This window comes from Bosea sp. RAC05 (assembly GCF_001713455.1).
GTDB lineage: Bacteria > Pseudomonadota > Alphaproteobacteria > Rhizobiales > Beijerinckiaceae > Allobosea.
Genome location: NZ_CP016464.1, coordinates 4,385,644 through 4,408,561 on the forward strand (window position 1 = coordinate 4,385,644; position 22,918 = coordinate 4,408,561).

The following is a 22,918-nucleotide window of genomic DNA, read 5'->3' on the forward strand; positions in this document are numbered from 1 at the left end:
CCGGCTCAGCCCACGGCCTTGAGCCGGGCCCTGACCTCGGCGACGCTGGCCGGGCGCCCGCCGGCGGCCTCGACCCGCCGCACCGTCTCCGCCACCAGATCGGCATTGGTCCGCCCGCAGCCGAAGGGCGCATCCTCCAGCCCGGCGCGCACATGCACCCCGCGCGCGACCGCCGCCGGAATCAGCCCTGTCAGATCCACACCCAGCCCCGCGATCATCACCGGCGCTTCGGGGGCATCCTCCGCCAGGAGCTTCAGATGCGCATCGAGCGCCCAGTCGCGCGGCGGGAAGCCCCAGGCGAAGGCGTCCGAGAACATCAGCCGGTAGATCGGACAGGGCATGCCCGGATAGGCCTTGGCCAGCGCCGCGCCCAGTCGCGTGAAGCCGGGCTCGTAGATCGCATAGCTCGGATGGATGTTGTGGGCCTGCGCCACCGCCATGCCCTCGCGGATATGCTCGCCGGGGTTCTGGTAGATGAAGCCGGCCTCGCCAGCGGGAATGCCGTCGAAGGTCAGCCAGTTGCAGGAGCCGGGGTCGAGCACGCCCCATTCGACCAGACCGCGCCTGGCCAGTTCCTCCAGATGGGTGTAGCGGCCCGACCCGATGATGTCCCCGGCATAGGCCGAGCCGACGATCGGAATGGTCGGATAGACGATGGCGTCGACCTTCGCGCGGATGCCCTCGATCGCCTTTGCGTAGAGCTCCCAGTCGTCGCGCTGGCGCCCGGTTTCGAGGTCGTAGACATGCAGATGCACGATCGCCGCGCCGGCCTCCACCGCCGCGATCCCGTCGGCGACGATGTCGGGAATGGCGATCGGGATGCCCGGCTGGCGCGTGACGCCCCAGGGCCCGTTGATCGCGGCCTCGATCCAGATCGGTCGGCTCATCGCATCTTCCTCATGCCGGCGCATCCTTCGGCCAGTTGTCGCGCAGCCACTGGGTCAGCCCGTCTTCATCGACCTCGCCCGCTGCAAGAGCAAGGATCGCAGCCGCCGCGGCCGCGTTCGAGACGTCCAAGGCAACGTTGTTCAGCCCCAGAAATGTCACCATAGCGAGCAGCGCAACTCGCTTGTTGCCGTCGATGAACGGGTGATTGCGCGCAATGCCGAACGCATAGCTGGCGGCCAGCGCCGCGAGATCAGTTTCGCCATACGCGAATCTGTTTCTTGGCCGTGCGAGGGCCGACTCCAGAAGACCGAGATCACGGACGCCGTCCGGGCCGCCGAACATAGCGAGCTGCTCGGTATGGATATCGATCACCGCCTCGGTCAAAAGCCAGATCGGTTCTGGCGACTGGCTCATTTCGCAAGCTCGCGCAGTGCTCCGGCGTATTGCTTCATGGCCCGTCGCGCGATCTCCATGCTGCGGGCATGCAGATCGTCATGCGGCTTGAGCCGAATTCCGCCATCCGGCTGCAGGATCGCCTCGACCTTGTCACCTTCGGCAAACCCGGTCTGTGCCAGCAACTCCTTCGGGAGGATCAGACCGATCGAGTTGCCGATCTTTCGGACCTGCAAGATGGCAGGAGTGGCCCCAGAAGGCTTCATGGTCTCGTTCATATCGGGCTCCATCCGTTATACGACTTGTATAACAGGCGCCGTTCCTGATCGCCAGACGTCGGCCGGCGCTGCCCGTGGGGCCGACAGGGGCTCGGGCGCCGCCCCACCGGCGCAAGCCGGGCGTGAGCGAATACCCGCCCCGCGCTGCTTGCCAGCACGCGACCAGCGCGCGCCTAATGCGGCAACGAGACAAGCCGGGGTGGACGACGCGATGGGGCTCTACTTCGAGGACTTCACCGACGAACTGCGTGTGGTCACCCGCGGGCGAACCGTCGGGGAAGGCGACATCACCCTGTTTTCCGGCCTGTCGGGGGATTTCAACCCGCTGCATGTCGATGCCGAGTATTGCGCCACGACACCCTTCGGCGAGCGCATCGCCCATGGCCCGCTGACGCTCGCCATGGCGATCGGGCTGATGTCGCAGCAGAATCTGATCGACGCCACGACCATGGGCCTGCTCGACCTGCACTGGTCGTTCTCAGGCCCGGTCCGGATCGGCGATACCGTCCATGCGATCGTGACGACCGTGGAGCGCAAGCCCTCGCGCAAGCCCGACCGCGGCGTCGTCACGCTGAAGCTCGCTGTCGTCAACCAGCGCGGCGAACAGGTCCAGACCGGGCAGATGAAGCTGCTGATGAAGCGCCGCGACCAGGACCCGAACCGATGCTGACCCGCCACGGCAGCTATGACGAGACCGTCGCGCGCTTCGTCTGGCGGGTTCCGGAGCGCTTCAACATCGGCGTCGCCTGCTGCGACCGCCACGCCGACGGGACCAACAGGCCGGCGCTGGTCTACGAGGACGAGGCGGGCGTCGCCACGTTGAGCTTCGACGAGCTCAAGCGCCAGTCCAACCGGCTCGCCAATCTGCTGGTGGCGCAGGGCGTGCGACCGGGCGACCGCGTCGGCATCCTGCTGCCGCAGCGGCCGGAGACCGCGATCGCCCATCTCGCCATCTACAAGCTCGGCGCGATCGCCCTGCCGCTCTTCACCCAGTTCGGGCCCGACGCGCTCGAGCACCGGCTGCAGCATTCGGGCGCGAGCCTGCTGATCACCGACGGCGAGAACCTGCCCAAGATCGAGGCGATCCGCGACGCCCTGCCGGAGCTGCGACGGCTGCTCGTGATCGGCGGCCACGGCCATCCCGACCTCGACGCCGAGATGGCGAAGGCATCGGACGCGTTTTCACCGCGCGAGACCGATGCCGAGGATCCGGCGCTGATCATCTACACCTCGGGCACGACCGGAAAGCCCAAGGGCGCGCTCCACGCCCACCGCGTCCTGCTCGGCCATCTGCCGGGCGTCCAGCTGCCGCAGGAGTTCTTCCCGCAGCCGGGCGACCTGTTCTGGACCCCGGCCGACTGGGCCTGGGCGGGAGGGCTGCTCGATGTCCTGCTGCCGAGCCTGTATTTCGGCGTCCCCGTGCTGGCCTCGCGGGCCCGGAAATTCGACCCCGAGGCCGCCTTCGACCTGATGGCGCGGCACAGGGTCCGCAACGCCTTCCTGCCGCCGACCGCGCTGAAACTCATGCGGCAGGTCGCCAACCCGCGTCGCCCCGGCTTCGCGATGCGCTCGGTCGGCACCGGCGGGGAAACGCTGGGCGCCGACATGCTCGCCTGGGGCCGGGACAGCTTCGGCTTGGATCTCAACGAATTCTACGGCCAGACCGAGGCCAACCTGATCGTGTCGAACTGCGCCGGCCTGTTCCCCGTCGTGCCCGGTTCGATGGGCCGCGCCGTACCGGGGCACAAGGTCGCGGTGATCTCGGCCGACGGCGAGATCCTGCCCGCCGGTGAGCAGGGCCTGATCGCGGTGGCGCGGCCGGACCCCGTGATGATGCTGGAATACTGGCACCAGCCCGAGGCGACGGCGGCCAAGTTCATCGGCGACTGGTTCGTCACCGGCGATACCGGGGCGCGCGACGAGCAGGGCTATTTCTGGTTCCAGGGTCGCGACGACGACATCATCTCCTCGGGCTCCTACCGGATCGGGCCGGGCGACATCGAGGATTGCATCATCCGCCATGCCGCCGTGCTGATGGTGGCCGTCATCGGCGTGCCCGATCCGATCCGCACCGAGGCGATCAAGGCCTTCGTGCTGCCGATGCCGGGAATCGCGCCGTCGGCGGCGCTGGCCGCCGAGATCCAGGCCTTCGTCCGCGACCGCCTCGCCGCCTATCAGTATCCGCGCCATGTCGAGTTCGTCACCGAACTGCCGCTGACCGCGACGGGCAAGATCCGGCGCAAGGATCTGCGGGACATGGAGATGGCGCGAGGCAAGATCACCTGATCGTCATTGCGAGCGCAGCGAAGCAATCCAGAGCCACGCGCACGCTTTCTGGATTGCTTCGCTGCGCTCGCAATGACGGATGGCGTTACCCCACCTCCAGCACCAGCTCGAAGGTCATCAGCACCGGGTTGTCGCCGCGCCGGTAGCGCCCGGCCGCCATCGCCCCGGTGTAATCGACCAGCGCGACGTCGATCTGCGCCTGCGGTCCGGCGCCATCATCGACGATCAACCCGCCGGTGATCGCGACCTCGGTGGCGAAGTTCTCGACGACCCCGCCCTCCGCGAAGCGCGCCCCGATGGTCGAGCCGACGCCGCCATGGATCGTCGCCCGCGCGATGCCGCGCTCGGCGCAGAAGCCCTCCAGCGCCCCGCAGAAATCGATGTTCGGCTTGACGCGCAGCGCGAAGAAGCGGCCCTCGCGCGTCGCGCCGAGCGGCTCGGCCGGCTGCGGCCCGAACAGCTTGAAATGCGTCTCCGGGTCGGTCTCGCCCAGGAAGGCGGCGCCATCGAGCCCGACCGCCGCCAGCGTGATCGGCTCCGCCACCATCGTCTCGTCGGGCAGGATATGGCCGCCGCTGCGCCGCCCGTCGCCCTCGATCCAGAGCGCATGGGCGTGGAAGAAGGGTGCGCCGTCGCGCAGGCCGAAGGTCATCGCGCCCACCTCGATGCGGGCGACGCCGACGGGCCGGAAGGTGTCGCTGTAGAAGGCGGCATGCTCCGGCGTCTGCGACAGCGCCGGCATCACATAGGCGAAGGGCGAGAGCGCCAGCCCGTCGAGCTTGACCGTCCCGCTGACGAAGCCGGCCGCCGCGAAGCCGCGCCGGACGGCCTCGAGCAGCGTCAGGCCGGGCTGCAGTGTCAGCGGAAAGCGCAGGCCGTGGCACTCCGCCCACTGGATGCGGCCGGGCGTCTCCGGCCCGGGCTGCTGGATGCGCCTCACGAGCCCTGCCCCCTCAGCCAGTCCAGCTGCCCGCGCGCCTCGAGCTCATCGCGCACCAGGCGCTTCGGCACCTTGCCGTAGCCCGATTTCGGCAGCGCCTCCCAGAAGAAGAAGCGCTTGGGCATCTTGTAGCGAGCGATCTTCTCCGAGAGGAAGCCGGCGATCTCCGCCTCGTCGGCCCTGGCCCCGCCGCGGCAGACGCAGACGGCGACCCCGATCTCGCCCCAGACCGGATCGGGCAGGCCGAGCACCGCGACCTCCGCGATGGCGGGATGGGTCAGGATCTTCTCCTCGATCTCGCGCGGATAGATGTTCGAGCCGCCGGAGATGTACATGTCCGAGGCGCGCCCGGTGATGTAGACGAAGCCCTCCTCGTCCATGTGGCCGAGATCGCCGGTGCGGAACCAGCCGTTCCGGAACGACTTCGCGTTGGCTTCCGGGTTGTCGTAATAGCCGGCGAAGACGGCCGGCCCGATCACGCAGATCTCGCCCTGCACGCCGGTTGCGACCTCCTCGCCGGCCTCGTCCTGGATCTGGACCTGCATCGCGGTGCGGGCATAGCCGCAGCTGCCGATGCGGGCGCCCGGCCCGTCCTCGGCGACATGCAGCGAGGGCGGCAGCACAGTGATGTTGCCGGTGACCTCGCCCAGCCCGAAATACTGCACGAGCACGGAGCCCAGCGTGGCGAGCGCCCGCTTCTGGTCCTCGCGATACATCGGCGCGCCCGCATAGATGACGTAGCGCAGCGAGGAATGGTCGTTCTGCTCGACCGCCGGATGCTCGACCAGCATCTTCAGGATCGTCGGCACGGTAAACAGGCTGGTGACGCGATGGCGGGCGATCAGCCGCCAGGCCTCGTCGATGTCGAAGCGCTCGGTCGGCAGCAGGATCGAGGCCGCCCCGCGCGCCGCCAGCATCAGCTGGTGGACGCCGGCGCCATGCGAGAGCGGCGCCACCACCAGCGAGCAATCGGCCTCCGTCGTGCCGGGCACGAGGTCGCAGAGATGGTTGGTGATGACGAAGCCCATCTGGCCATGGGTCAGCACCGCGGCCTTCGAGCGCCCGGTGGTGCCGGAGGTGAAGAAGAACCAGCAGGGGTCGTCATGCTCGACCGCGACATCCGCGACGCGCTCGCCGCGATGGCGCGCGATCACCGCGCCGACCTCGTCCTCGCCGAAGGCCGCGGGCCCGATCCGCCAGGTGAAGTCCGGGGCGGGCGCAGCCTTCGCGACGGCCGTGGCATGGTCGGGGAAATCGCCATGGCAGAGAAACGCCTTCGCGCCCGAGGAGGTCGAGAGATAGGCGACCTCGTCCGGCAGCAGCCGGAAATTCGTCGGCACCCAGACGGCGCCGATCCGGAAGGTCGCGAACATCGAGACGAACATCGCGTCGCAGTTCTTCGAATGCACCAGGATGCGGTCGCCCTTGCCGATGCCGCGCGCCCGCAAGCCCGCCGCCAGCGCCGAGACCTGCGCGTCGAGATCGGCCCAGCTCAGCGTCAGGTCGCCCCAGACGAAGGCGGGGTGAGCGGCCAGCCGCCGCCCGTTCTGCGCGACGATGTGGCCGAGATTCATCACGCGCCGCGTCATCGGCGCGACGCCGCCGGCGGGGGCGGAGGCCTTCGTTGCGGTCATTCCAGTGTCTCCCTCGACGAGAACGCAGGGTGAAATCGGTCGGTGCCGGCCCATGAGGCGATGCGCGCGTCCATCACGCCCGCCTCGCTTCGAGCGCCGGCGCGGTGAAGCGCCCGGCCCGGTCCGCGACCGTGCGACCCGGCACGAACATGTCCGCCAGCACCCGCTCCATCCGCGTCACCTCGGCGCGCAGATGGCCGGCCAGTTCGTCCTGTCGCTGCGGCGCCATGCGGCTGTCGATCGCCGCCAGGCTGAGCGCGCCGGCGACGCGCCCGTCCGGATAGCGAAAGGCCATGCCGACGCCCCAGGAGCTGGCGACGAGCCGACCGGGGTTGAGGGCGAAGCCGCGCTGGCGGGCCAGCGCGAGATCGTCGCGCAGGATCTCCGGCGCGAACCCCTGATAGCGGGCGCGCAAGGCGGGCTCGTTGGCGGCGAGGAGGCGGTCCACATCGTCGTCGGGCAAGGCCGCCAGCAGGGCGAGCGACCCCGCGCCGACACCGAGCGGATGCTGGTCGCCCATCTGCAGCGCATGGGTGCGCACCGGATAGGTGCCCTCCTCGCGATGCAGGCAGACGCAGTAGTGGTCGCGCCGCACGGAGAGGAAGCTGGTGTCCATCGTCACCGCGGCGAGGCGGCGCAGGCTCTCCATCGCCAGTTCGAGCAGGCCGTGCCGGCGCGCCGCCAGCACGCCGAGCACGAAGGCCTCCTCGCCCAGGCAGTAATGACGTGTCCGCGGCTCCTGCTCGACGAGGCCGGCCCGGATCAGGGCCAGCAGCAGCCGTCGCGCGGTCGGCTTGTTCAGGCCGCTGCCGGCGACGATCTCGACCAGCGGCAGCCCGCCCGCCGGCTCGCGGCCGATCAGCGCCAGCAGCTGCAGCGCGCGGTCCACGCTCTGCGAGCCGGACATCCCGGCCCGCGCCTCGTCGCTTCCTGGCACCCTGGCGTCCTCACCAAAGGTCCATGATGTGGACCTCATTTTTATGTCTTCAGCCTAGTTCGCCCGATTGCCGATTGCAATGCAGGTTACCTCGTGTAATCTCCGGCCCGATCCACAGTGACCTTGATCACAGTGTGGACCGCATCGACGGCCGCCCGACAGGCCAGACAAGATCGATGCGACGGGAGGACGAACCAATGTCGACGCAGGCACCCTGCGAGGGGTCCGGCCCCACGCCCGCAACCGTGACGTCGCCGGTCGGCCTGGCCGTCGCGCGCTGCTGGCGCTGAGCACCGCCATGGTCGACGTCGCCGACAGGATCGCCCTGCCCGAGGCCATCGCGGAGCTCGAGGATGTCCGCCCGGGCTCGCCCTTCATGCGCCCGGTCGAGGCGGTCGCCGCCGGCCTCGTCGCGCTGATCATCGGTGTCCTGCTGCTCGGCGTCACCTCGCGCTACGTCTTTTCGCTGCCGGTGATCTGGATCGACGAGGTCGCCTCGATCTCCTTCCTCTGGCTGGCCATGCTCGGCTCCGCGATCGCGATCGACCGCAACGAGCATCTGCGGCTGACGCTCTTCATCGGCATGATGCCGGAGCGCCTGCGCGGCTTCGCCAACAGCTTCGCGCTGCTCGTCGTCGCCGCCTTCCTCTTGGCGATGATCTACCCGGCGATCGACTATGCGATCGAGGAAAGCTACGTCACCTCGGCCGCGCTCAACATTCCCAACAGCTGGCGCGTCTCGGCGCTCGCAACGGGCATCGTCCTGATGTCGCTGCTGGCGTTGCGCCACGCCTGGCGCACCTCGACGCTGCGCGATCTCGTCCTGGCGGCGGCGCTGATCCTCGCCATCGGCGCCGCCTTCTGGTGGCTGACGCCGACGCTGAAGGGGCTGGGCTACGGCAACATCCTGATCTTCCTCGTCGTTGTCGTCGCGCTCTGCCTGGTCGCCGGCGTGCCGATCGCCTTCTGCTTCGGCATGGGCACCCTGTGCTTCCTCGTCTTCTCGACCAATGTGCCGATGCTGGTGATGGTCGGCCGCATGGACGAGGGCATGTCGAGCATCATCCTGCTCTCGGTGCCGATCTTCGTGCTGCTCGGCTGCATCCTCGACGCCACCGGCATGGGCAAGGCGATCGTGGACTTCCTCGCCTCCATGCTCGGCCATGTCCGTGCCGGCATGTCCTATGTCCTGCTCGGCTCGCTCTTCCTGGTCTCGGGCATTTCCGGCTCGAAGGTCTCGGACATGGCAACGGTGGCGCCCGCGCTGTTTCCGGAGATGAAGCGGCGCGGCTACAAGCCCAAGGAGCTGATCGCGCTGCTCTCCACCGGCGCGGCCATGGCCGACACGGTGCCGCCCTCGATCGTGCTGATCGTGCTGGGCTCCGTCGCCGGCGTCTCGATCGCCGGCCTGTTCAACGCCGGCTTCGCCATCGCCATGGTGCTGCTGCTGGCGCTCGCCATCCTCGCGCGCTGGAAGGCACGCCATGAGGACCTCGCGGGCGTGCGCCGGCTCTCGCTCTCGGTCATCGGCAAGACCGCGCTGATCGCGGGCCCCGCTTTGGTGCTGCCCTTCATCATCCGTGCGGCGGTCGGCGGCGGCGTCGCCACCGCCACGGAAGTCTCGACCATCGCAGTGCTCTACGCGCTGATCATCGGCATGGTGCTCTACGGCGGCATCAGCCGGCGCAAATTCTACGCGATGTTCGTCGAGACGGCGGCCCTCTCGGGCGCCATCCTGATGATCCTCGGCACCGCGCTCGCCATGGCCTGGGCCCTGACGCAGACCGGCTTCGCCCGCGACCTCGCGACCTTCATGACCGGACTGCCCGGCGGCTGGCTGACCTTCATGGTGGTGACGATCGTCGTGTTCCTGGTGCTGGGTTGCGTGCTCGAGGGGCTTCCCGCGATCGTGCTGATGGCGCCGCTGATGTTCCCGATTGCCAAGAGCCTCGGCATCAACGACGTGCATTATTCGATGGTGGTGGTCACCGCGATGAACATCGGCCTGATGACCCCGCCGATCGGCATCGGCTTCTACATCGCCTGCAAGATCGGCAACGTCTCGCCCGACGAGGCGATGGGCGCGATCTGGCCCTATCTGATCGCGCTGCTCGCGGGCCTGCTCGTCATCGCCTTCGTGCCCGGCCTCTCGACCTGGGTGCTGTGAAGAAGACCGCCGCCACGCCACCGGTTCGTCGAACAAGACCACCACAATAAACCACAGGGAGAAACGACCATGACCATCTCACGCCGCACCCTGCTCCAGGGCACCGCCGCCACCTCGGCGATCGGCACCTTCCACATCGGTTCCGCCTTCGCGCAGACGCCTGAATTCTCCTACAAATACGCCAACAACCTGCCGTTGGCGCACCCGCTGAACGTGCGCGCCAACGAGGCGGTCGAGAAGATCAAGGCCGAGACCAACGGCCGCGTCGTCATCCAGATCTTCCCGAACAACCAGCTCGGCTCCGACACCGACATGCTGAGCCAGGTCCGCTCCGGCGGCGTCGAGTTCTTCACGCTCTCGCCGCTGATCCTCTCGACCCTGGTGCCCAACGCCTCGGTCTCGGGCATCGGCTTCGCCTTCCCGAACTATGACGCCGTCTGGAAGGCCATGGACGGCGAGCTCGGCAGCTATGTGCGCGGCCAGATCGGCAAGGCCAACCTCGTCGTCATGGACAAGATCTGGGACAATGGCTTCCGCCAGATGACCTCGTCCAAGGGCCCGATCAGCACCCCCGACGACCTCAAGGGCCTGAAGATCCGCGTGCCGGTCTCGCCGCTCTGGACCTCGATGTTCACCGCCTTCCAGTCGGCCCCCGCCAGCATCAACTTCGCCGAGGTCTACACCGCGCTGCAGACCAAGATCGTCGACGCACAGGAAAACCCGCTGGCGATCATCTCGACCGCCAAGCTCTTCGAGGTGCAGAAGTTCTGCTCGCTGACCAACCACATGTGGGACGGCTTCTGGTTCCTCGGCAACCGCCGCGCCTGGGAGCGTCTGCCGGAGGATCTGCGCGCCATCGTCGCCAAGAACCTCAACGCCGCCGCTGAGCTGGAGCGCGCCGACGTCGCCAAGCTCAATGCCGGCCTGCGCGACGACCTGACGTCCAAGGGCATGGTCTTCAACGAGACCAAGGCCGACCCCTTCCGCGACGCCCTGCGCAAGGCCGGCTTCTACGCCGAGTGGAAGAAGAAGTATGGCGACGAGGCCTGGGCGATCCTCGAGAAGGCCGTCGGCGGCTCGCTGAGCTGAGGCTGCTCAGCCGTCATTGCGAGCGCAGCGAAGCAATCCAGACTGAAGCGCTCTGCCGCTCTGGATTGCTTCGTCGGCTGCGCCTCCTCGCAATGACGGCCCGTTTCTCCAACTGATCGAAGAGCGTCCACCATGGCCGACCGGCTCAAGGGCAAGATCGCCATCGTCTTCGGCGCCGGCTCCTCCGGCGAGGGCTGGGGCAATGGCAAGGCGGCGGCTGTCGCCTTCGCCCGCGAGGGCGCCCGCATCGCCTGCATCGACATCAGCCAGGCGGCGGCCGAGGAGACCGCGGCGATCATCAATGGCGAGGGTGGCATCGCCATCGCGCTGGCCGCCGACGTCACGCGGCAGGCCTCGATCGACTCAGCCGTGGCCGCGACGATGACGCGCTTCGGCCGCATCAACATCCTCCACAACAATGTCGGCGTCACCCATATGGGCGGCCCGGTCGAATTGTCGGAAGAGCAGTTCCAGGCGGCGATCGACCTCAATCTCGGCCCGGTCTATCGCTGCTCCAAGGCCGTGATCCCGCATATGCTGGCCGGCGGCGGCGGCGCGATCGTCAACATTTCATCGATCGCCGCGATCCGCTGGGTCGGCTATCCCTATTTCGCCTATTACGCGACCAAGGCGGCCGTGAACCAGGCGACGGTGGCGCTCGCCATGCAATACGCAAGGCAAGGCATCCGGGCGAACTGCATCATGCCGGGCCTGATCGACACGCCGATGATCTACAAGCAGATCTCGGCGCAGTACCCCTCCGTCGAGGAGATGGTCGCCGCCCGCGACGCGCTCGTGCCGATGGGCAAGATGGGCACCGCCTGGGACATCGCCAACGCCGCCGTCTTCCTCGCCTCCGACGAGGCGAAGTTCATCACCGGCGTCTGCCTGCCGGTCGACGGCGGCCAGACCTGCGGCGCGAGCGGGGTGGGGTAGAGGTCTGCCGTCATTCCGATCATGCTCTGAAACGCGCCGTCATCCTGGGCGGCCAAAGGCCGACCGGGATCCATCATCGGGCGCCGCGGAGCCCGATGATGGATCCCGGCCTGCGCCGCTGCGCGGCTTGTCCAGGATGACGGGGGTGGTTCTGGCTGCAAGTTGCGACGGTTACCCCCGCCTTGCGATCCAGTCCGCCAGCGGTCCCGCCAGCCCGACGCTCTCCTTGCCCGCCGGCCGCGCGAAGCTGCCCGTACGCGCCTTGAGCGGCCGCAGCAGCGCCAGCGTCTGCGCCTGCCGCACCGCCGCCTGGACCTGGTCGATCACCGGCACGGGAATGCGCTCGCGAACCTTCGCCGCCAGCCCCGCCAGCGGCGCCCCGGCCAGGATCACCACATCGGCCTGCGTGCTCGCGACCGCCTCGTTGGCGAGCGCGACCAGCAGGTCTTCCTTCTCCTCCTGCACGTCGGAGATCGAGCGGAAGGCGCCGTCGAGCATGCGGATGCCGGCGCAGCGATCGACCATGCCATGCATCTCGACGCATTCCTGATACCAGGGCCCCAGCGCGCTCGCGAAGGTGACGATGGCGAAGCGCCGGCCGAGCATGCAGGCCGTCAGCATTGCCGCCTCCGCCATGCCGACCACCGGCACCTCGAACAATTCTCGCGCCGCGAACAGGCCGGGATCGCCGAAGGCCGCGATCACCGCCGCGTCATAGCCCCCCGCCCGCTCCGCCAGCATCTCGAGCGCCATCGCCCCGCCGATCTGCGCCTCCGCCCGCGTCGAGATGTAGGGGACCCCGCGCGGCGCGGTCGCGGGCACGATCTGCGTGTCCGGGCCGACGACCTGCACCGCCGCAGCGAGCAGCCGCGTCGTCAGGCTCTCGCTGGTGTTCGGGTTCAGCAGCAGGATCTTCATCGGGCTCGCTCTCTCGGGATGGCGCGCCGCGCCTGCAGGCTGCGTGCCATGGCGCCGCCCTCCGATCCAGCCCGGATCGTGCGCACGGCGCAGCGCGTTCCATCGCTGGAACACTTGATCCATTCCGCGCGCGCTGCCAGAAGGGCTGACGCGCGGCGCGCGGCCGGGAGAGAGATGGCATGACGGACGAGACGGCCCTTGCGGCCCCTCGCGATTTCGACGGCCTGAGATCGCTGATCCTCGCCCGCCGCCAGTCGCTGCCCAAGCGCATCGCCCAGGTCGCCGCCTATGCGCTCGACAATCCCGACGAGATCGCCTTCGGCACGGCGGCCAGCATCGCGGACGCTGCGGGCGTCCAGCCCTCGACGCTGGTACGCTTCGCCCAGCATCTCGGCTTCGACGGCTTCACCAGCCTGCAGAGCGTCTTCCGCGAGCGCCTGCGCGAGCGCAATTCGAGCTATGAGGAGCGGCTCAGCGCGCTGCGGGCCGATGTCGGCGACAACGGCGCCAATCACCGCATCCTCGAGGGCTTCCTGACCGCCTCGGGCACCTCGCTCGACCTTCTGGCCCGCTCGCTCGACGAGGCGCAGCTCGACCGCGCCATCGCGGCGCTCGCGGGCGCGGAGACGGTCTTCATCCTGGCGCGGCGGCGCTCCTACCCGGTGGCGAGCTACATGGCCTATGCGCTGGGCAAGCTCGGCGTGCGCAACCAGCTCGTCGAATCGGCTGCGGGCTTGAGCCCCGAGATCCTCTCCTTCGCGACGCAGCGCGACGTCGCGCTCGCCGTCAGCTTCTCGCCCTATGCGGCCGAGACGATCGATGAGGCCCGCCAGCTCTCGGAGCGCGGCGTGCCGGTCGTCGCCATCACCGACAGCGCCTTCTCACCGCTGGTCCAGTTCGCGACGCTCTGGTTCGAGGTCGCAGAGGCCGATTTCGGCGGCTTCCGCACGCTCTCGGCCACCATGGCACTGTCGATGGCGCTCGCTGTCGGCATCGGCGACGCGCGCCGGGACCGCAAGCCCGGCAAGCCGCGCGGACGCGCGCGCAGCCCCGCCTGACGCCCTCGGCTCCGCCGTCCAGATCGGGAACATCCATTCCGAATTGACTGGAAAGTAGAACTGTTATTTCGTAAACGACGGATCGCCGGAACGCGCAGCGCAGCCGGGACCAGGGGCAGGACGAGGCGGGAGAACGACATGGCGGCATCGCAGGGCGGACCCGCGCCGTCGCTCGACGTCATCACCATCGGGCGCGCATCGGTCGATCTCTACGGCCAGCAGATCGGCTCGCGGCTCGAGGATGTCGGCAGCTTCGCCAAATCGGTCGGCGGTTGCCCGGCCAACATCGCCATCGGCACCGCGCGGCTGGGGCTGCGCTCGGCCCTGCTGACCCGCGTCGGCGACGAGCAGTTCGGCCGCTTCCTGCGCGAGCAGCTGGCCCGTGAGGGCGTCGATCTCGGCGGGTTGAAGACCGACCCGCAGCGGCTGACGGCGCTCGCCATCCTCTCGGTCGAGAGCGACAAGTCCTTCCCCCTGTTGTTCTACCGCGAGAACTGCGCCGACATGGCGCTGGAGGAGGAGGACGTCGACCCGGCCTTCCTCGCCACAGCCCGCGCCGTCGTCGTCACCGGCACCCATTTCGCGAGGCACAACACCGAGGCCGCCCAGCGCAAGGCGATGCGGCTGATGCGGGCGCAGGGCGGCAAGGTCATCCTCGACATCGACTACCGCCCCAATCTCTGGGGGCTCGCCGGCCATGCCGCCGGCGACAACCGCTACATCGCATCAGTCGCCGTCTCCGAGCGGATGAAGAGCGTCCTGCCCGGCTGCGACCTCGTCGTCGGCACCGAGGAGGAGGTGCTGATCGCCTCGGGCGAGAGCGAGCTGCTGCCGGCGCTGAAGACGATCCGCGCGCTCACCCCCGCCACGATCGTGCTCAAGCGCGGCCCGATGGGCTGCATCGTCTATGAGGGCGAAATCTCCGACGATCTCGAGGACGGCATCATCGGCAAGGGCTTCCCGATCGAGGTCTACAATGTGCTGGGCGCGGGCGATGCCTTCATGTCCGGCTTCCTGCGCGGCTGGCTCGGCGGCGAGAGCCTGCAGACGGCCGCGACCTGGGCCAATGCCTGCGGCGCCTTCGCCGTCTCGCGGCTGCTCTGCTCGCCCGAGAGCCCGACCTTCGCGGAGCTGCAGTACTTCCTCAGGAACGGCAGCCCGCATCGCGCGCTCCGCAAGGACGAGGCGATCAACCACATCCACTGGGCGACGACGCGGCGCCGCGACATCCCCTCGCTGATGGCGCTCGCCTGCGACCACCGCGCCCAGCTCGAGGAAGTCGCGCAGAAGGTCAGTGCCGACCCCGCCCGCATCCGCGACTTCAAGGTGCTGGCGGTCAAGGCTGCCGCCCGCGTCGCGGCCGGCCGGCCGGGCTACGGCATGCTGCTCGACGAGAAGCATGGCCGCGAGGCGATGTTCGAATTCGCCCGCCACCCCTTCTCCTGGCTCGGCCGCCCGGTCGAGCAGCCGGGCTCGCGGCCGCTGCGCTTCGAGGGCAGCCAGGACATCGGCTCGGCTCTGCCGGAATGGCCGGTCGATCACTGCATCAAGGCGCTCTGCTTCTACCACCCCGACGACGAGCCCGCGCTCAAGCAGGCCCAGCAGGAGACGCTGCGGGCCCTCTTCGAGGCCGCCCGCAAGGTCGGCCGCGAATTGTTGGTCGAGATCATCGCCGGCCGCAACGGCCCGCTCGGCCCCGACACGATCGCCCGTGCGATGCAGGAGCTCTACGGCCTCGGCATCAAGCCCGACTGGTGGAAGCTCGAGCCGCAGGCCTCCCCCGCCGCCTGGGCCGCGATCGAGCAGACCATCGCCCGCAATGACCCCTGGTGCCGCGGCGTGCTGCTGCTCGGGCTCGACGCCCCCGCCGAGGAGCTCGAGGCCGGCTTCGCCGCCACGGCCGCCACCCCCATCGTCAAGGGCTTCGCCGTCGGTCGCACCATCTTCATGGCCGCCGCCGAGGCCTGGCTTGCCGGCCGCATGGACGACGAGGCGGCGATCGCCGACATGGCCCGCCGCTTTGGCGCGCTGACCGAACTCTGGATCGCCACCCGCGACCGCAAGGCGGCGTAGGCTCCATGCCGACATCCAACCCGCGCGGGTCATCCCGGACGGAGCGCAGCGGAGATCCGGGATCCATTCCGGAGCCTTTGCGGGTTAGGTTCCGGAATGGATCCCGGGTCTCCCTCCGGTCGCCCGGGATGACAGCCGGTTATCGTACAGAGAGTCGGAAACCGAAATGACCGCCACCATCCGCCTCACCATGGCCCAGGCGCTGACGCGCTATCTCAGCCGCCAGATGACCGAGATCGACGGGCAGCGCCTGCCCATCTTCAGCGGCGTCTGGGCGATCTTCGGCCATGGCAATGTCGCAGGCCTCGGCGAGGCGCTCTGGCAGGAGCGCGATCGCCTGCCGACCTTCCGCGCCCATAACGAGCAGGCCATGGCCCATGCGGCCATCGCCTATGCCAAGACGAACATGCGCCGCCGCTTCATGGCGGCGACGACCTCGATCGGCCCCGGCGCGACCAATCTGGTGACGGCTGCGGCGCTCGCCCATGTCAACCGCCTGCCGGTGCTGCTGCTGCCCGGCGACGTCTTCGCCAACCGCATTCCCGATCCCGTCCTCCAGCAGGTCGAGCATTTCAGCGACGGCACGGTCTCGGCCAATGACTGCTTCAAGCCGGTCTCGCGCTATTTCGACCGCATCACCCGGCCCGAGCAGATCATCCCGGCGCTGCAGCGCGCCTTGCAGGTGCTGACCGACCCGGCCGAATGCGGCCCGGTGACGCTCGCGCTCTGCCAGGACGTGCAGGCGGAAGCCTATGACTATCCCGAGAGCTTCTTCGAGGAGCGCCTCTGGACGCCGCGCCGCCCGCGGCCCGACCGGGCAGAACTCGCAGCGGCTGCGGCCGCGCTGAAGGCCGCGAAGAAGCCGCTGATCGTGGCCGGCGGCGGCGTGCTCTATTCCGGCGCCAGCGACGAACTCGCCCGCTTTGCGACGCAGACCGGCATCCCCGTCTGCGAGACTCAAGGGGGCAAGTCGACCCTGCCCGATGACGCGCCGCTGAACATGGCCGCCATCGGCGTCACCGGCACAGGCGCCGCCAACCGCCTCGCCGCGGAGGCCGATCTCATCCTCGCGGTGGGCACGCGCCTGCAGGATTTCACCACAGGCTCCTGGGCCCTCTTCGCCGCCGGCAAGAGCGTGATCGGCCTCAACGTCCAGGCCTTCGACGCCGGCAAGCACCGCGCCTTGCCGCTGGTCGCTGACGCCCGCGAAGGCCTGGCCGAGCTGCGCGACGCGCTCGGTGGCTGGACGGCCCCCGCCAGCTGGACCAGCGACGCCAAGGCCGGCAAGGCGGCGTGGCGGAAGGAGGCGCAGGCCGTCACCGCCGCGACCAACGCGGCGCTCCCCTCGGACGCCCAGGTCATCGGCGCCGTCCAGCGCAGCCTCGGCGCGGAGGTCATCCTGCTGCATGCGGCCGGCGGGCTGCCCGGCGAATTGCACAAGCTCTGGCAGGCGGGCTCGCCCGGCTCCTACCACGCCGAATACGGCTTCTCCTGCATGGGCTACGAGATTGCCGGCGGGCTCGGCGCCAAGATGGCACGGCCCGACCGCGAGGTCGTCGTCATGGTCGGCGACGGCTCCTATCTGATGATGAACTCCGAGATTGCGACCTCGGTGATGCTCGGGCTCAAGCTCACCATCGTGCTGCTCGACAACCGCGGGTTCGGCTGCATCAACCGCCTCCAGAACGCCACCGGCAGCGCCTCCTTCAACAACCTTCTCAAGGACGCCCGGCACGAGACCCTGCCCGAGATCGACTTCGTCGCCCATGCCGGAAGCCTCGGCGCGATCGCGCTCAAGGCCGGCTCGATCGCGGAGCTGGAAACCGCGCTCGCCCAGGCGAAGACAAACACCCGCACCACGGTCGTCGTCATCGACACCGACCCGCTGGTCTCGACCGGCGCTGGCGGCGCCTGGTGGGATGTCGCGGTGCCGGAGGTCAGCGAACGTGCCGAAGTCCGCGCCGCGCGAGCAAGCTATGACGAGCGCCGCAAGCGGCAGACGATCGGCGATTGACGGGTCGTCATTGCGAGCGCAGCGAAGCAATCCAGGGGGGCGTAGAGCCCAACGAGACTGGATTGCTTCGCTGCGCTCGCAATGACGACGCAAACCATGGACGAGAAAGACCCCACACATGATCCGCATCGGCGCAAACCCCATCGGCTGGTCGAATGACGACATGCTGGAGATTGGCGGCGACATTCCGCTCGAGACCTGCCTGAGCGAGGCCCGCACGGCCGGCTTCACCGGCATGGAGCTCGGCAACAAGTTCCCGCGCAGCGCCGCGGCGCTGAAGCCGATCCTCGACGCCCATGGCCATGCGCTCGTCTCCGGCTGGTACTCGACCGAGCTTTTGATCCGCGACGTCGCCGCCGAGATGGAAGCCGCGAAGGCCCACGCCACCCTGCTCCGCGACATGGGCTGCAACGTTCTGATCGCGGCCGAGACCTCCAACGCCATCCATTCCGACATGGCCAAGCCGCTCTCGGCCCGCCCGGTGCTGGCAAAGGACGACTGGGCGTCGTTCGGCGCGCGCTACACGAACTTCGCCGAGGGCCTGAAAGCCGAATACGGCCTCCAGCTCGTCTATCACCACCATATGGGCACAGTGGTGCAGACCGAATCCGAGATCGACCGCTTCATGGCCGTCACCGGCGACGCCGTCGGGCTCCTGCTCGACACCGGCCACGCCACCTGGGGCGGCGGCGATCCCGCCCGCATCGCAAGGCACTGGAAAGCGCGCATCCACCATGTCCATTGCAAGGACATCCGCGAGGCGGTGATGTGGCAGTCCAACAGGGAGGACTGGTCCTTCCTGCAATCGGTGCTGGCCGGCGTCTACACCGTGCCGGGCGACGGACTGATCGACTATGTCCGCGTGCTCAAGGAACTGCAGGGCTATTCCGGCTGGATCGTCGTCGAGGCCGAGCAGGACCCGAAGAAGGCCGAGCCCAAGACGTACGCCAGGCTCGGCCACGCCAATCTCAGCCGCTTCGTCAAGGAAGCGGGGCTGGGCTGATCAACCTCCGCCGTCATTCCGGACAAGCCGCGACAGCGGCGCCGATCCGGAATCCATTATAGAGCGCCATCGTACCCTACGATGGAATCCGGGTCTGCGCTTCGCTTGCCCGGAATGACGGTCGTGTTCTGCAACAGGCTTTGAGACATCAAGGACGCACCCCATGTCCCACCTCAAGATCCGCCCCTCCGGCCGCCAAGGGCTCGTGACCCGTGTCACGCCGCAGAGCGCCGGCTGGACCTATGTCGGCTTCGAGCTGCACCGGCTCCAAGCCGGCAAGAGCGTGTCAGCGGCGACGGGGGATCGCGAGGCCTGCCTCGTCTTCGTCACGGGCAAGGGCGAGGTCACGGCCGGCGGAAAGCCGCTCGGCACCCTCGGCCAGCGCATGAGCCCCTTCGAGGGCAAGCCCTGGTCGGTCTATGTCCCGCAAGGGGCGGACTGGTCGGTGACCGCGACCACGGATCTGGAACTCGCGGTCTGCACCGCGCCCGGCCTGGGCGGCGGCCTGCCGGTGCGGGTGATCGCGCCCGATGCGCTCGGCCAGGAGGTCCGCGGCAAGGGCTCCAACACCCGCCACGTCACCAACATCCTCCCAGAGGGCGAGCCGGCGGATTCGCTCCTCGTCGTCGAGGTGATCACCCCCGCCGGCAACACCTCGAGCTATCCGCCGCACAAGCACGACCAGGACGACCTGCCGCGCGAAAGCTATCTGGAAGAGACCTATTACCACCGGCTGAACCCGCCGCAGGGCTTCGGCTTCCAGCGCGTCTACACCGACGACCGCAGCCTGGACGAGGCCATGGCGATCGAGGATGGCGACGTCGTGCTGGTGCCCAGGGGCTACCACCCCTGCGCCACCTGCCATGGCTACGATCTCTATTATCTCAACGTCATGGCCGGCCCGAAGCGGACCTGGAAGTTCCACAACGCCGCCGAGCACGAGTGGCTGACGAAGCTGTGAGCCCACGATTGTAAGGTGTCATCCTGAGCGGCCGAAGGCCGACCGGGATCCATCATCGGGAGGGCCGGTCCTCTATGATGGATCCGGCCTGCGCGGCTGCGCCGCTGGTCCAGGATGACGGCCTGAGGCGAGACAGTCCGTGACGCCCCTCCTCACACCCCGCATTTGTAGACCGTCCCGGTCGTCGACGGTCCCTTCCACTTGATGTCGGCGACGCTGCTGAGGACATGGGTGCCGCCCATGTCGGCACCTCGCGTCTTGAGCCGCGCCAGCGCCGCATCGCGCGCCTTGTCGAGGATCAGCACGGCGTGCAGCTCCGAGGCGCCGTCGATCTCGCCGAGCTTCGTGCAGGGCTCGACCACGCTCTTGTTGTCCGTCAGCACGACGATGTTGGAGCGCGCGGTCGGGATCGCGCAGGCGCCGAGCAGGAGGGGCAGCGCCAGAGCGGGCAGCAGCGGGAGACGGGGCATGAAGGCTGTCCTCGGGCGGTGGCGAAACATCGTGCGCCATGATCCGCCGCTTTGCCGCAAATTCAAGGCCGGATCGACCGCCTCAGCGAACGGTCGGGCCGCCGAGATGCAGCACGGCCTCCAGCAGCGTGCGGGCATAATCGGTCTGCGGCGCGGCAAACAGCGCCAGGCTCTCGCCCTGCTCGACGATGGCGCCGTTCTGCATCACCACGGTGCGCTCGCACATCATCCGGACGACGTTGAGGTCGTGGCTGACGAAGAGCAGCGCCAGATCGTCCTCGCGCCTCAAGCGGTCGAGCAGTTGCAGGATCACCGCCTGGACGGAAACGTCGAGCGCCGCCGTCGGCTCGTCGAGGATCAGGAGCCGCGGCCGGCAGGCGATGGCGCGCGCGATGCCGACGCGCGCCTTCTGCCCGCCCGAGAGCTGGTGCGGGAAGCGCTCCAGGAGCCCGCTGGGCAAACCGGCGCGCTCGGCGCATTCGCTGACGCGGGCGGTGAGCGCGGCCCCGTCCTTCATGTTCAGCAGGCGCCGCAGCGGATGGGCGATGCAGTCGAAGGCGTTGAAGCGCGGATTGAGGCTGTCGGTCGGGTCCTGGAAGACGATCTGGATGTCCTTGCGCAGCGGCGAGCGGTGAAAATCGCGCGCCGGCAGCGTGCCGATCGCCTGGCCGTCGAACAGGATCTCGCCCTCGCTGGCGTCGATCAGCCGGCAGACCAGCCGCGAGATCGTGCTCTTGCCCGAACCGGACTCGCCGACGAGGCCGAGGCTCTCGCCGGCCCGGATCGCGAAGGAGACGTCGTTCACCGCGACGACGCCGCGGTCGTAGCGCTTCACCAGGTTCTGGACTTCGAGCAAAAGCGGCGTGCCGGGGGCTGGCTTGTCCGCGGACTGCTCCTCGCCGTCATTGCGAGCGGAGCGAAGCAATCCAGCCGGGCTCGGCGCCCATTCTCCCTGGATTGCTTCGTCGGCTGCGCCTCCTCGCAATGACGACGGCGCCAGATCGGCGATCGTCGAGGTCGCGGTCGGCGAGGCCGCGACGAGGCGCTTGGTGTAGGGGTGCTGCGGCGCGCTGAACAGCGAGAGCGGCTGCGCCTCCTCGACGACCTTGCCCTGCTCCATCACGCAGACGCGCTGGCAGTAGCGCGAGGCCAGCCCGAGGTCGTGCGTGATCAGGATCATCGCCATGCCGCGCTCGGCGGTGATCCTGGCGAGCAGGTCCATCACCGTCTTCTGCGTGGTGACGTCGAGCCCCGTCGTCGGCTCGTCGGCGATCAGGAGCTTGGGTGCGCAGGCGATCGCCATGGCGATCATGACGCGCTGGCACATGCCGCCCGAGAGCTCGTGCGGATAGGCGTCGAGCCGCTTCTCGGGCTCGCGGATCAGTACGGCCTTGAGCAGCTCGAGCGCCCGCGCCCGGCCCTCGCCCGCCGAGATCGGCTCATGCGCCATGATCGCGTCCGCGATCTGCTGGCCGACCGTGCGGATCGGGTTCAGCGCCCCGCGCGGATTCTGGAAGATCATCGAGATCGCCGCGCCATGGATGCGACGCAGCTGCTTCGAGGAGGCCGAGGTAATGTCCTCGCCGGCGAAACGGATGCGGCCCTGGCTGACCCGGCCCGACGCATCGAGCAGCCGTGTCACCGCAAACGCCGTCACCGATTTGCCCGAGCCGCTTTCGCCGACGACGCCGAGCGTCTCACCGGCCGCGACCGAGAAGGACACGCCGCGCACCGCCTCGACCAGCCCGCGCCGCGTCGAGAAGGTGACGTGCAAGTCGTCGATGGCGAGAAGCGGGGCGTCTGGTGAAGCGCTCACGGTCAAAACTCTGACGCCTGCCAATCGAAACGCACCGTCATCCTGGGACGAAGGCCCGGGATCCATCGAAGGGCGCCGGAGCCCTCCGATGGATCCCGGAGCTGCGCCGCTGCGCGGCTTGTCCAGGATGACGCTTTGGTTCCGAGATCAATCATCAAGCGCTTCACGTCCGCATCCGCGGGTCGAGGATGTCGCGCAGGCCGTCGCCGAGCAGGTTGAAGCACAAGACCGTCAGCATCAGCGCCAGCCCCGGAAACGCGACGAGCCACCATTTGCCGGTGGAGATGAAGCGCGCGCCCTCCGCGACCATGATGCCCCATTCCGGCGTCGGGGCGGAGACGCCGAGCCCGATGAAGGAGAGCCCCGCCGCGTTCAGGATCGCCCAGCCGAGATTGAGCGAGACCTGCACCGCCATCGCCGGCAGCACGTTCGGCAACAGGAAGCGCAGGACCACCGAGACATGGCTGTCGCCACTGGCGCGCGCGGCCTCGACCCAGCCGGCATTGCGGCGGACATTCACCTCGGCCCGCGCGAAGCGGATGTAGAACGGCAGGTTGATGATCGCGGTGGCGATGACGATGTTCTCGACCCGGTTGCCGAGCGCGGCCACCATCGCCATCGCCAGCACGAAGAGCGGGAAGGCCATCAGCACGTCGACGAAGCGCCCGACATAGCGGTCGAGCCGCCCGCCGGTATAGCCGCAGAGCGCGCCGACCACCGCGCCGAGCACGAAGGACAGGCTCACGGCGGACGCGGCAATGGCGAGATCGAGCCGCGCCGCGACGATGAGCCGGCTGAACACGTCGCGGCCGAGCTGGTCGGTGCCCGCCCAGTATTTGGCGCTGGGTGGCTGCAATGCATTGGCGACGTCGGACGCGATCGGATCGAAGGGCACGATCCAGGGCCCAATCACGGCGAGCACGCAGAGGATGAAGGCGCCGGCGGCCGCGACCGCCGTGACCGGATTGCCGCGCAGGATCCAGACGGTGTGGCGAAGCGTGGAGGAGGTCATGAGATGGCTCCTCCCCTGTCATTCCGGGGCGCGCCAAGGGCGTGA

20 protein-coding genes are annotated in these 22,918 nt (G+C 68.8%); 10 read left to right on the plus strand and 10 right to left on the minus strand.

Annotated features, from left to right (window positions below):
• Window positions 1-5 precede the first annotated feature (5 nt).
• Genes BSY19_RS24310 through BSY19_RS24320 form a run of 3 tightly spaced genes read right to left on the minus strand, consistent with a single transcriptional unit; the run spans window position 6 to window position 1,559 of the window.
• Window positions 6-887, minus strand: coding sequence for a beta-keto acid cleavage family enzyme (locus tag BSY19_RS24310; RefSeq protein WP_069057361.1), 882 nt, complete (start codon window positions 885-887; stop codon window positions 6-8).
• A 10-nt stretch (window positions 888-897) separates the two neighbouring features.
• Window positions 898-1,302, minus strand: coding sequence for a type II toxin-antitoxin system death-on-curing family toxin (locus BSY19_RS24315; RefSeq protein WP_069056413.1), 405 nt, complete (start codon window positions 1,300-1,302; stop codon window positions 898-900).
• A complete protein-coding gene (locus BSY19_RS24320) occupies window positions 1,299-1,559 on the minus strand; it encodes an AbrB/MazE/SpoVT family DNA-binding domain-containing protein (protein ID WP_069057362.1) in 261 nt (86 codons plus the stop codon). Before BSY19_RS24320 ends, BSY19_RS24315 begins: the two co-directional genes overlap by 4 nt.
• A 199-nt stretch (window positions 1,560-1,758) precedes the next feature.
• Between BSY19_RS24320 and BSY19_RS27185 the strand changes: the two genes are divergently transcribed.
• Together BSY19_RS27185 and BSY19_RS24330 are read left to right on the plus strand one after the other, a co-directional pair.
• On the plus strand, window positions 1,759-2,229 hold the full coding sequence (locus BSY19_RS27185) for a MaoC/PaaZ C-terminal domain-containing protein (RefSeq protein ID WP_171905201.1): 471 nt from the start codon (window positions 1,759-1,761) through the stop codon (window positions 2,227-2,229).
• Window positions 2,223-3,845, plus strand: coding sequence for an acyl-CoA synthetase (locus BSY19_RS24330; RefSeq protein WP_069056414.1), 1,623 nt, complete (start codon window positions 2,223-2,225; stop codon window positions 3,843-3,845). Before BSY19_RS27185 ends, BSY19_RS24330 begins: the two co-directional genes overlap by 7 nt.
• Window positions 3,846-3,930: 85 nt before the next feature.
• Here the strand turns inward: BSY19_RS24330 and BSY19_RS24335 are convergent, their stop codons facing one another.
• From BSY19_RS24335 to BSY19_RS24345, 3 genes are all read right to left on the minus strand, one after another.
• The gene (locus tag BSY19_RS24335; RefSeq protein ID WP_069056415.1) at window positions 3,931-4,785 is read right to left on the minus strand and encodes a PCC domain-containing protein; all 855 of its coding nucleotides are present in this window, start codon (window positions 4,783-4,785) and stop codon (window positions 3,931-3,933) included.
• Window positions 4,782-6,419 (minus strand): acyl-CoA synthetase, encoded by a 1,638-nt coding sequence (locus BSY19_RS24340; protein ID WP_083247980.1) that lies wholly within the window; start codon window positions 6,417-6,419, stop codon window positions 4,782-4,784. The genes BSY19_RS24335 and BSY19_RS24340 overlap by 4 nt, the downstream gene beginning before the upstream one ends.
• Before the next feature lie 73 nt (window positions 6,420-6,492).
• The gene (locus tag BSY19_RS24345; RefSeq protein WP_335622313.1) at window positions 6,493-7,356 is read right to left on the minus strand and encodes an IclR family transcriptional regulator; all 864 of its coding nucleotides are present in this window, start codon (window positions 7,354-7,356) and stop codon (window positions 6,493-6,495) included.
• 298 nt (window positions 7,357-7,654) lie between these two features.
• Here BSY19_RS24345 and BSY19_RS24350 point away from each other — a divergent pair, with 298 nt between their 5' ends.
• From BSY19_RS24350 to BSY19_RS24360, 3 genes are all read left to right on the plus strand, one after another.
• Complete coding sequence (locus tag BSY19_RS24350) at window positions 7,655-9,523, plus strand: TRAP transporter large permease (RefSeq protein ID WP_083247811.1); 1,869 nt, start codon at window positions 7,655-7,657, stop codon at window positions 9,521-9,523.
• A gap of 69 nt (window positions 9,524-9,592) precedes the next feature.
• Window positions 9,593-10,612: a TRAP transporter substrate-binding protein gene (locus BSY19_RS24355; protein ID WP_069056417.1), complete on the plus strand. Its 1,020-nt coding sequence runs from the start codon at window positions 9,593-9,595 to the stop codon at window positions 10,610-10,612.
• Window positions 10,613-10,744: 132 nt separating this feature from the next.
• On the plus strand, window positions 10,745-11,548 hold the full coding sequence (locus BSY19_RS24360; RefSeq protein WP_069056418.1) for an SDR family NAD(P)-dependent oxidoreductase: 804 nt from the start codon (window positions 10,745-10,747) through the stop codon (window positions 11,546-11,548).
• A 171-nt stretch (window positions 11,549-11,719) separates the two neighbouring features.
• Here the strand turns inward: BSY19_RS24360 and BSY19_RS24365 are convergent, their stop codons facing one another.
• Window positions 11,720-12,466, minus strand: coding sequence for an aspartate/glutamate racemase family protein (locus BSY19_RS24365; protein ID WP_069056419.1), 747 nt, complete (start codon window positions 12,464-12,466; stop codon window positions 11,720-11,722).
• Window positions 12,467-12,645: 179 nt separating this feature from the next.
• Here BSY19_RS24365 and BSY19_RS24370 point away from each other — a divergent pair, with 179 nt between their 5' ends.
• The 5 genes from BSY19_RS24370 (at window position 12,646) to iolB (ending at window position 19,575) form a co-directional block, all read left to right on the plus strand.
• Window positions 12,646-13,524 carry a MurR/RpiR family transcriptional regulator gene (locus BSY19_RS24370; protein ID WP_069056420.1) on the plus strand — a complete coding sequence of 293 codons (879 nt, stop codon included), beginning with the start codon at window positions 12,646-12,648 and terminating at the stop codon, window positions 13,522-13,524.
• Window positions 13,525-13,662: 138 nt separating this feature from the next.
• Window positions 13,663-15,597: a bifunctional 5-dehydro-2-deoxygluconokinase/5-dehydro-2-deoxyphosphogluconate aldolase gene (locus tag BSY19_RS24375; protein WP_069056421.1), complete on the plus strand. Its 1,935-nt coding sequence runs from the start codon at window positions 13,663-13,665 to the stop codon at window positions 15,595-15,597.
• Window positions 15,598-15,763: 166 nt separating this feature from the next.
• Entirely contained in the window at window positions 15,764-17,611 is a 1,848-nt protein-coding gene (iolD, locus tag BSY19_RS24380; protein WP_069056422.1) for a 3D-(3,5/4)-trihydroxycyclohexane-1,2-dione acylhydrolase (decyclizing), read from the plus strand.
• Window positions 17,612-17,729: 118 nt separating this feature from the next.
• A complete protein-coding gene (iolE, locus tag BSY19_RS24385) occupies window positions 17,730-18,614 on the plus strand; it encodes a myo-inosose-2 dehydratase (protein ID WP_069056423.1) in 885 nt (294 codons plus the stop codon).
• A 163-nt stretch (window positions 18,615-18,777) separates the two neighbouring features.
• The gene (gene iolB, locus BSY19_RS24390; protein WP_069056424.1) at window positions 18,778-19,575 is read left to right on the plus strand and encodes a 5-deoxy-glucuronate isomerase; all 798 of its coding nucleotides are present in this window, start codon (window positions 18,778-18,780) and stop codon (window positions 19,573-19,575) included.
• A gap of 152 nt (window positions 19,576-19,727) precedes the next feature.
• Here the strand turns inward: iolB and BSY19_RS24395 are convergent, their stop codons facing one another.
• The 3 genes from BSY19_RS24395 to BSY19_RS24405 form a co-directional block, all read right to left on the minus strand.
• Entirely contained in the window at window positions 19,728-20,045 is a 318-nt protein-coding gene (locus BSY19_RS24395; RefSeq protein WP_069056425.1) for a hypothetical protein, read from the minus strand.
• A gap of 82 nt (window positions 20,046-20,127) precedes the next feature.
• A complete protein-coding gene (gene nikE / locus BSY19_RS24400) occupies window positions 20,128-21,867 on the minus strand; it encodes a nickel ABC transporter ATP-binding protein NikE (RefSeq protein WP_069056426.1) in 1,740 nt (579 codons plus the stop codon).
• Window positions 21,868-22,024: 157 nt separating this feature from the next.
• Complete coding sequence (locus tag BSY19_RS24405) at window positions 22,025-22,873, minus strand: ABC transporter permease (RefSeq protein ID WP_069056427.1); 849 nt, start codon at window positions 22,871-22,873, stop codon at window positions 22,025-22,027.
• Window positions 22,874-22,918 lie beyond the last annotated feature (45 nt).

Bases quoted from the DNA above. Each gene is read 5' to 3' on its own strand.
- BSY19_RS24355 (WP_069056417.1), top strand. From the start codon at position 9,593: ATGACCATCTCACGCCGCACCCTGCTCCAGGGCACCGCCGCCACCTCG.
- BSY19_RS24360 (WP_069056418.1), top strand. From the start codon at position 10,745: ATGGCCGACCGGCTCAAGGGCAAGATCGCCATCGTCTTCGGCGCCGGC.
- BSY19_RS24320 (WP_069057362.1), bottom strand. From the start codon at position 1,559: ATGAACGAGACCATGAAGCCTTCTGGGGCCACTCCTGCCATCTTGCAG.
- iolE (WP_069056423.1), top strand. From the start codon at position 17,730: ATGATCCGCATCGGCGCAAACCCCATCGGCTGGTCGAATGACGACATG.
- BSY19_RS24310 (WP_069057361.1), bottom strand. From the start codon at position 887: ATGAGCCGACCGATCTGGATCGAGGCCGCGATCAACGGGCCCTGGGGC.
- BSY19_RS24350 (WP_083247811.1), top strand. From the start codon at position 7,655: ATGGTCGACGTCGCCGACAGGATCGCCCTGCCCGAGGCCATCGCGGAG.
- BSY19_RS24365 (WP_069056419.1), bottom strand. From the start codon at position 12,466: ATGAAGATCCTGCTGCTGAACCCGAACACCAGCGAGAGCCTGACGACG.
- BSY19_RS24330 (WP_069056414.1), top strand. From the start codon at position 2,223: ATGCTGACCCGCCACGGCAGCTATGACGAGACCGTCGCGCGCTTCGTC.
- iolB (WP_069056424.1), top strand. From the start codon at position 18,778: ATGTCCCACCTCAAGATCCGCCCCTCCGGCCGCCAAGGGCTCGTGACC.
- BSY19_RS24340 (WP_083247980.1), bottom strand. From the start codon at position 6,419: ATGACCGCAACGAAGGCCTCCGCCCCCGCCGGCGGCGTCGCGCCGATG.
- BSY19_RS24405 (WP_069056427.1), bottom strand. From the start codon at position 22,873: ATGACCTCCTCCACGCTTCGCCACACCGTCTGGATCCTGCGCGGCAAT.
- BSY19_RS24395 (WP_069056425.1), bottom strand. From the start codon at position 20,045: ATGCCCCGTCTCCCGCTGCTGCCCGCTCTGGCGCTGCCCCTCCTGCTC.
- iolD (WP_069056422.1), top strand. From the start codon at position 15,764: ATGACCGCCACCATCCGCCTCACCATGGCCCAGGCGCTGACGCGCTAT.
- BSY19_RS24315 (WP_069056413.1), bottom strand. From the start codon at position 1,302: ATGAGCCAGTCGCCAGAACCGATCTGGCTTTTGACCGAGGCGGTGATC.
- BSY19_RS24375 (WP_069056421.1), top strand. From the start codon at position 13,663: ATGGCGGCATCGCAGGGCGGACCCGCGCCGTCGCTCGACGTCATCACC.
- BSY19_RS24370 (WP_069056420.1), top strand. From the start codon at position 12,646: ATGACGGACGAGACGGCCCTTGCGGCCCCTCGCGATTTCGACGGCCTG.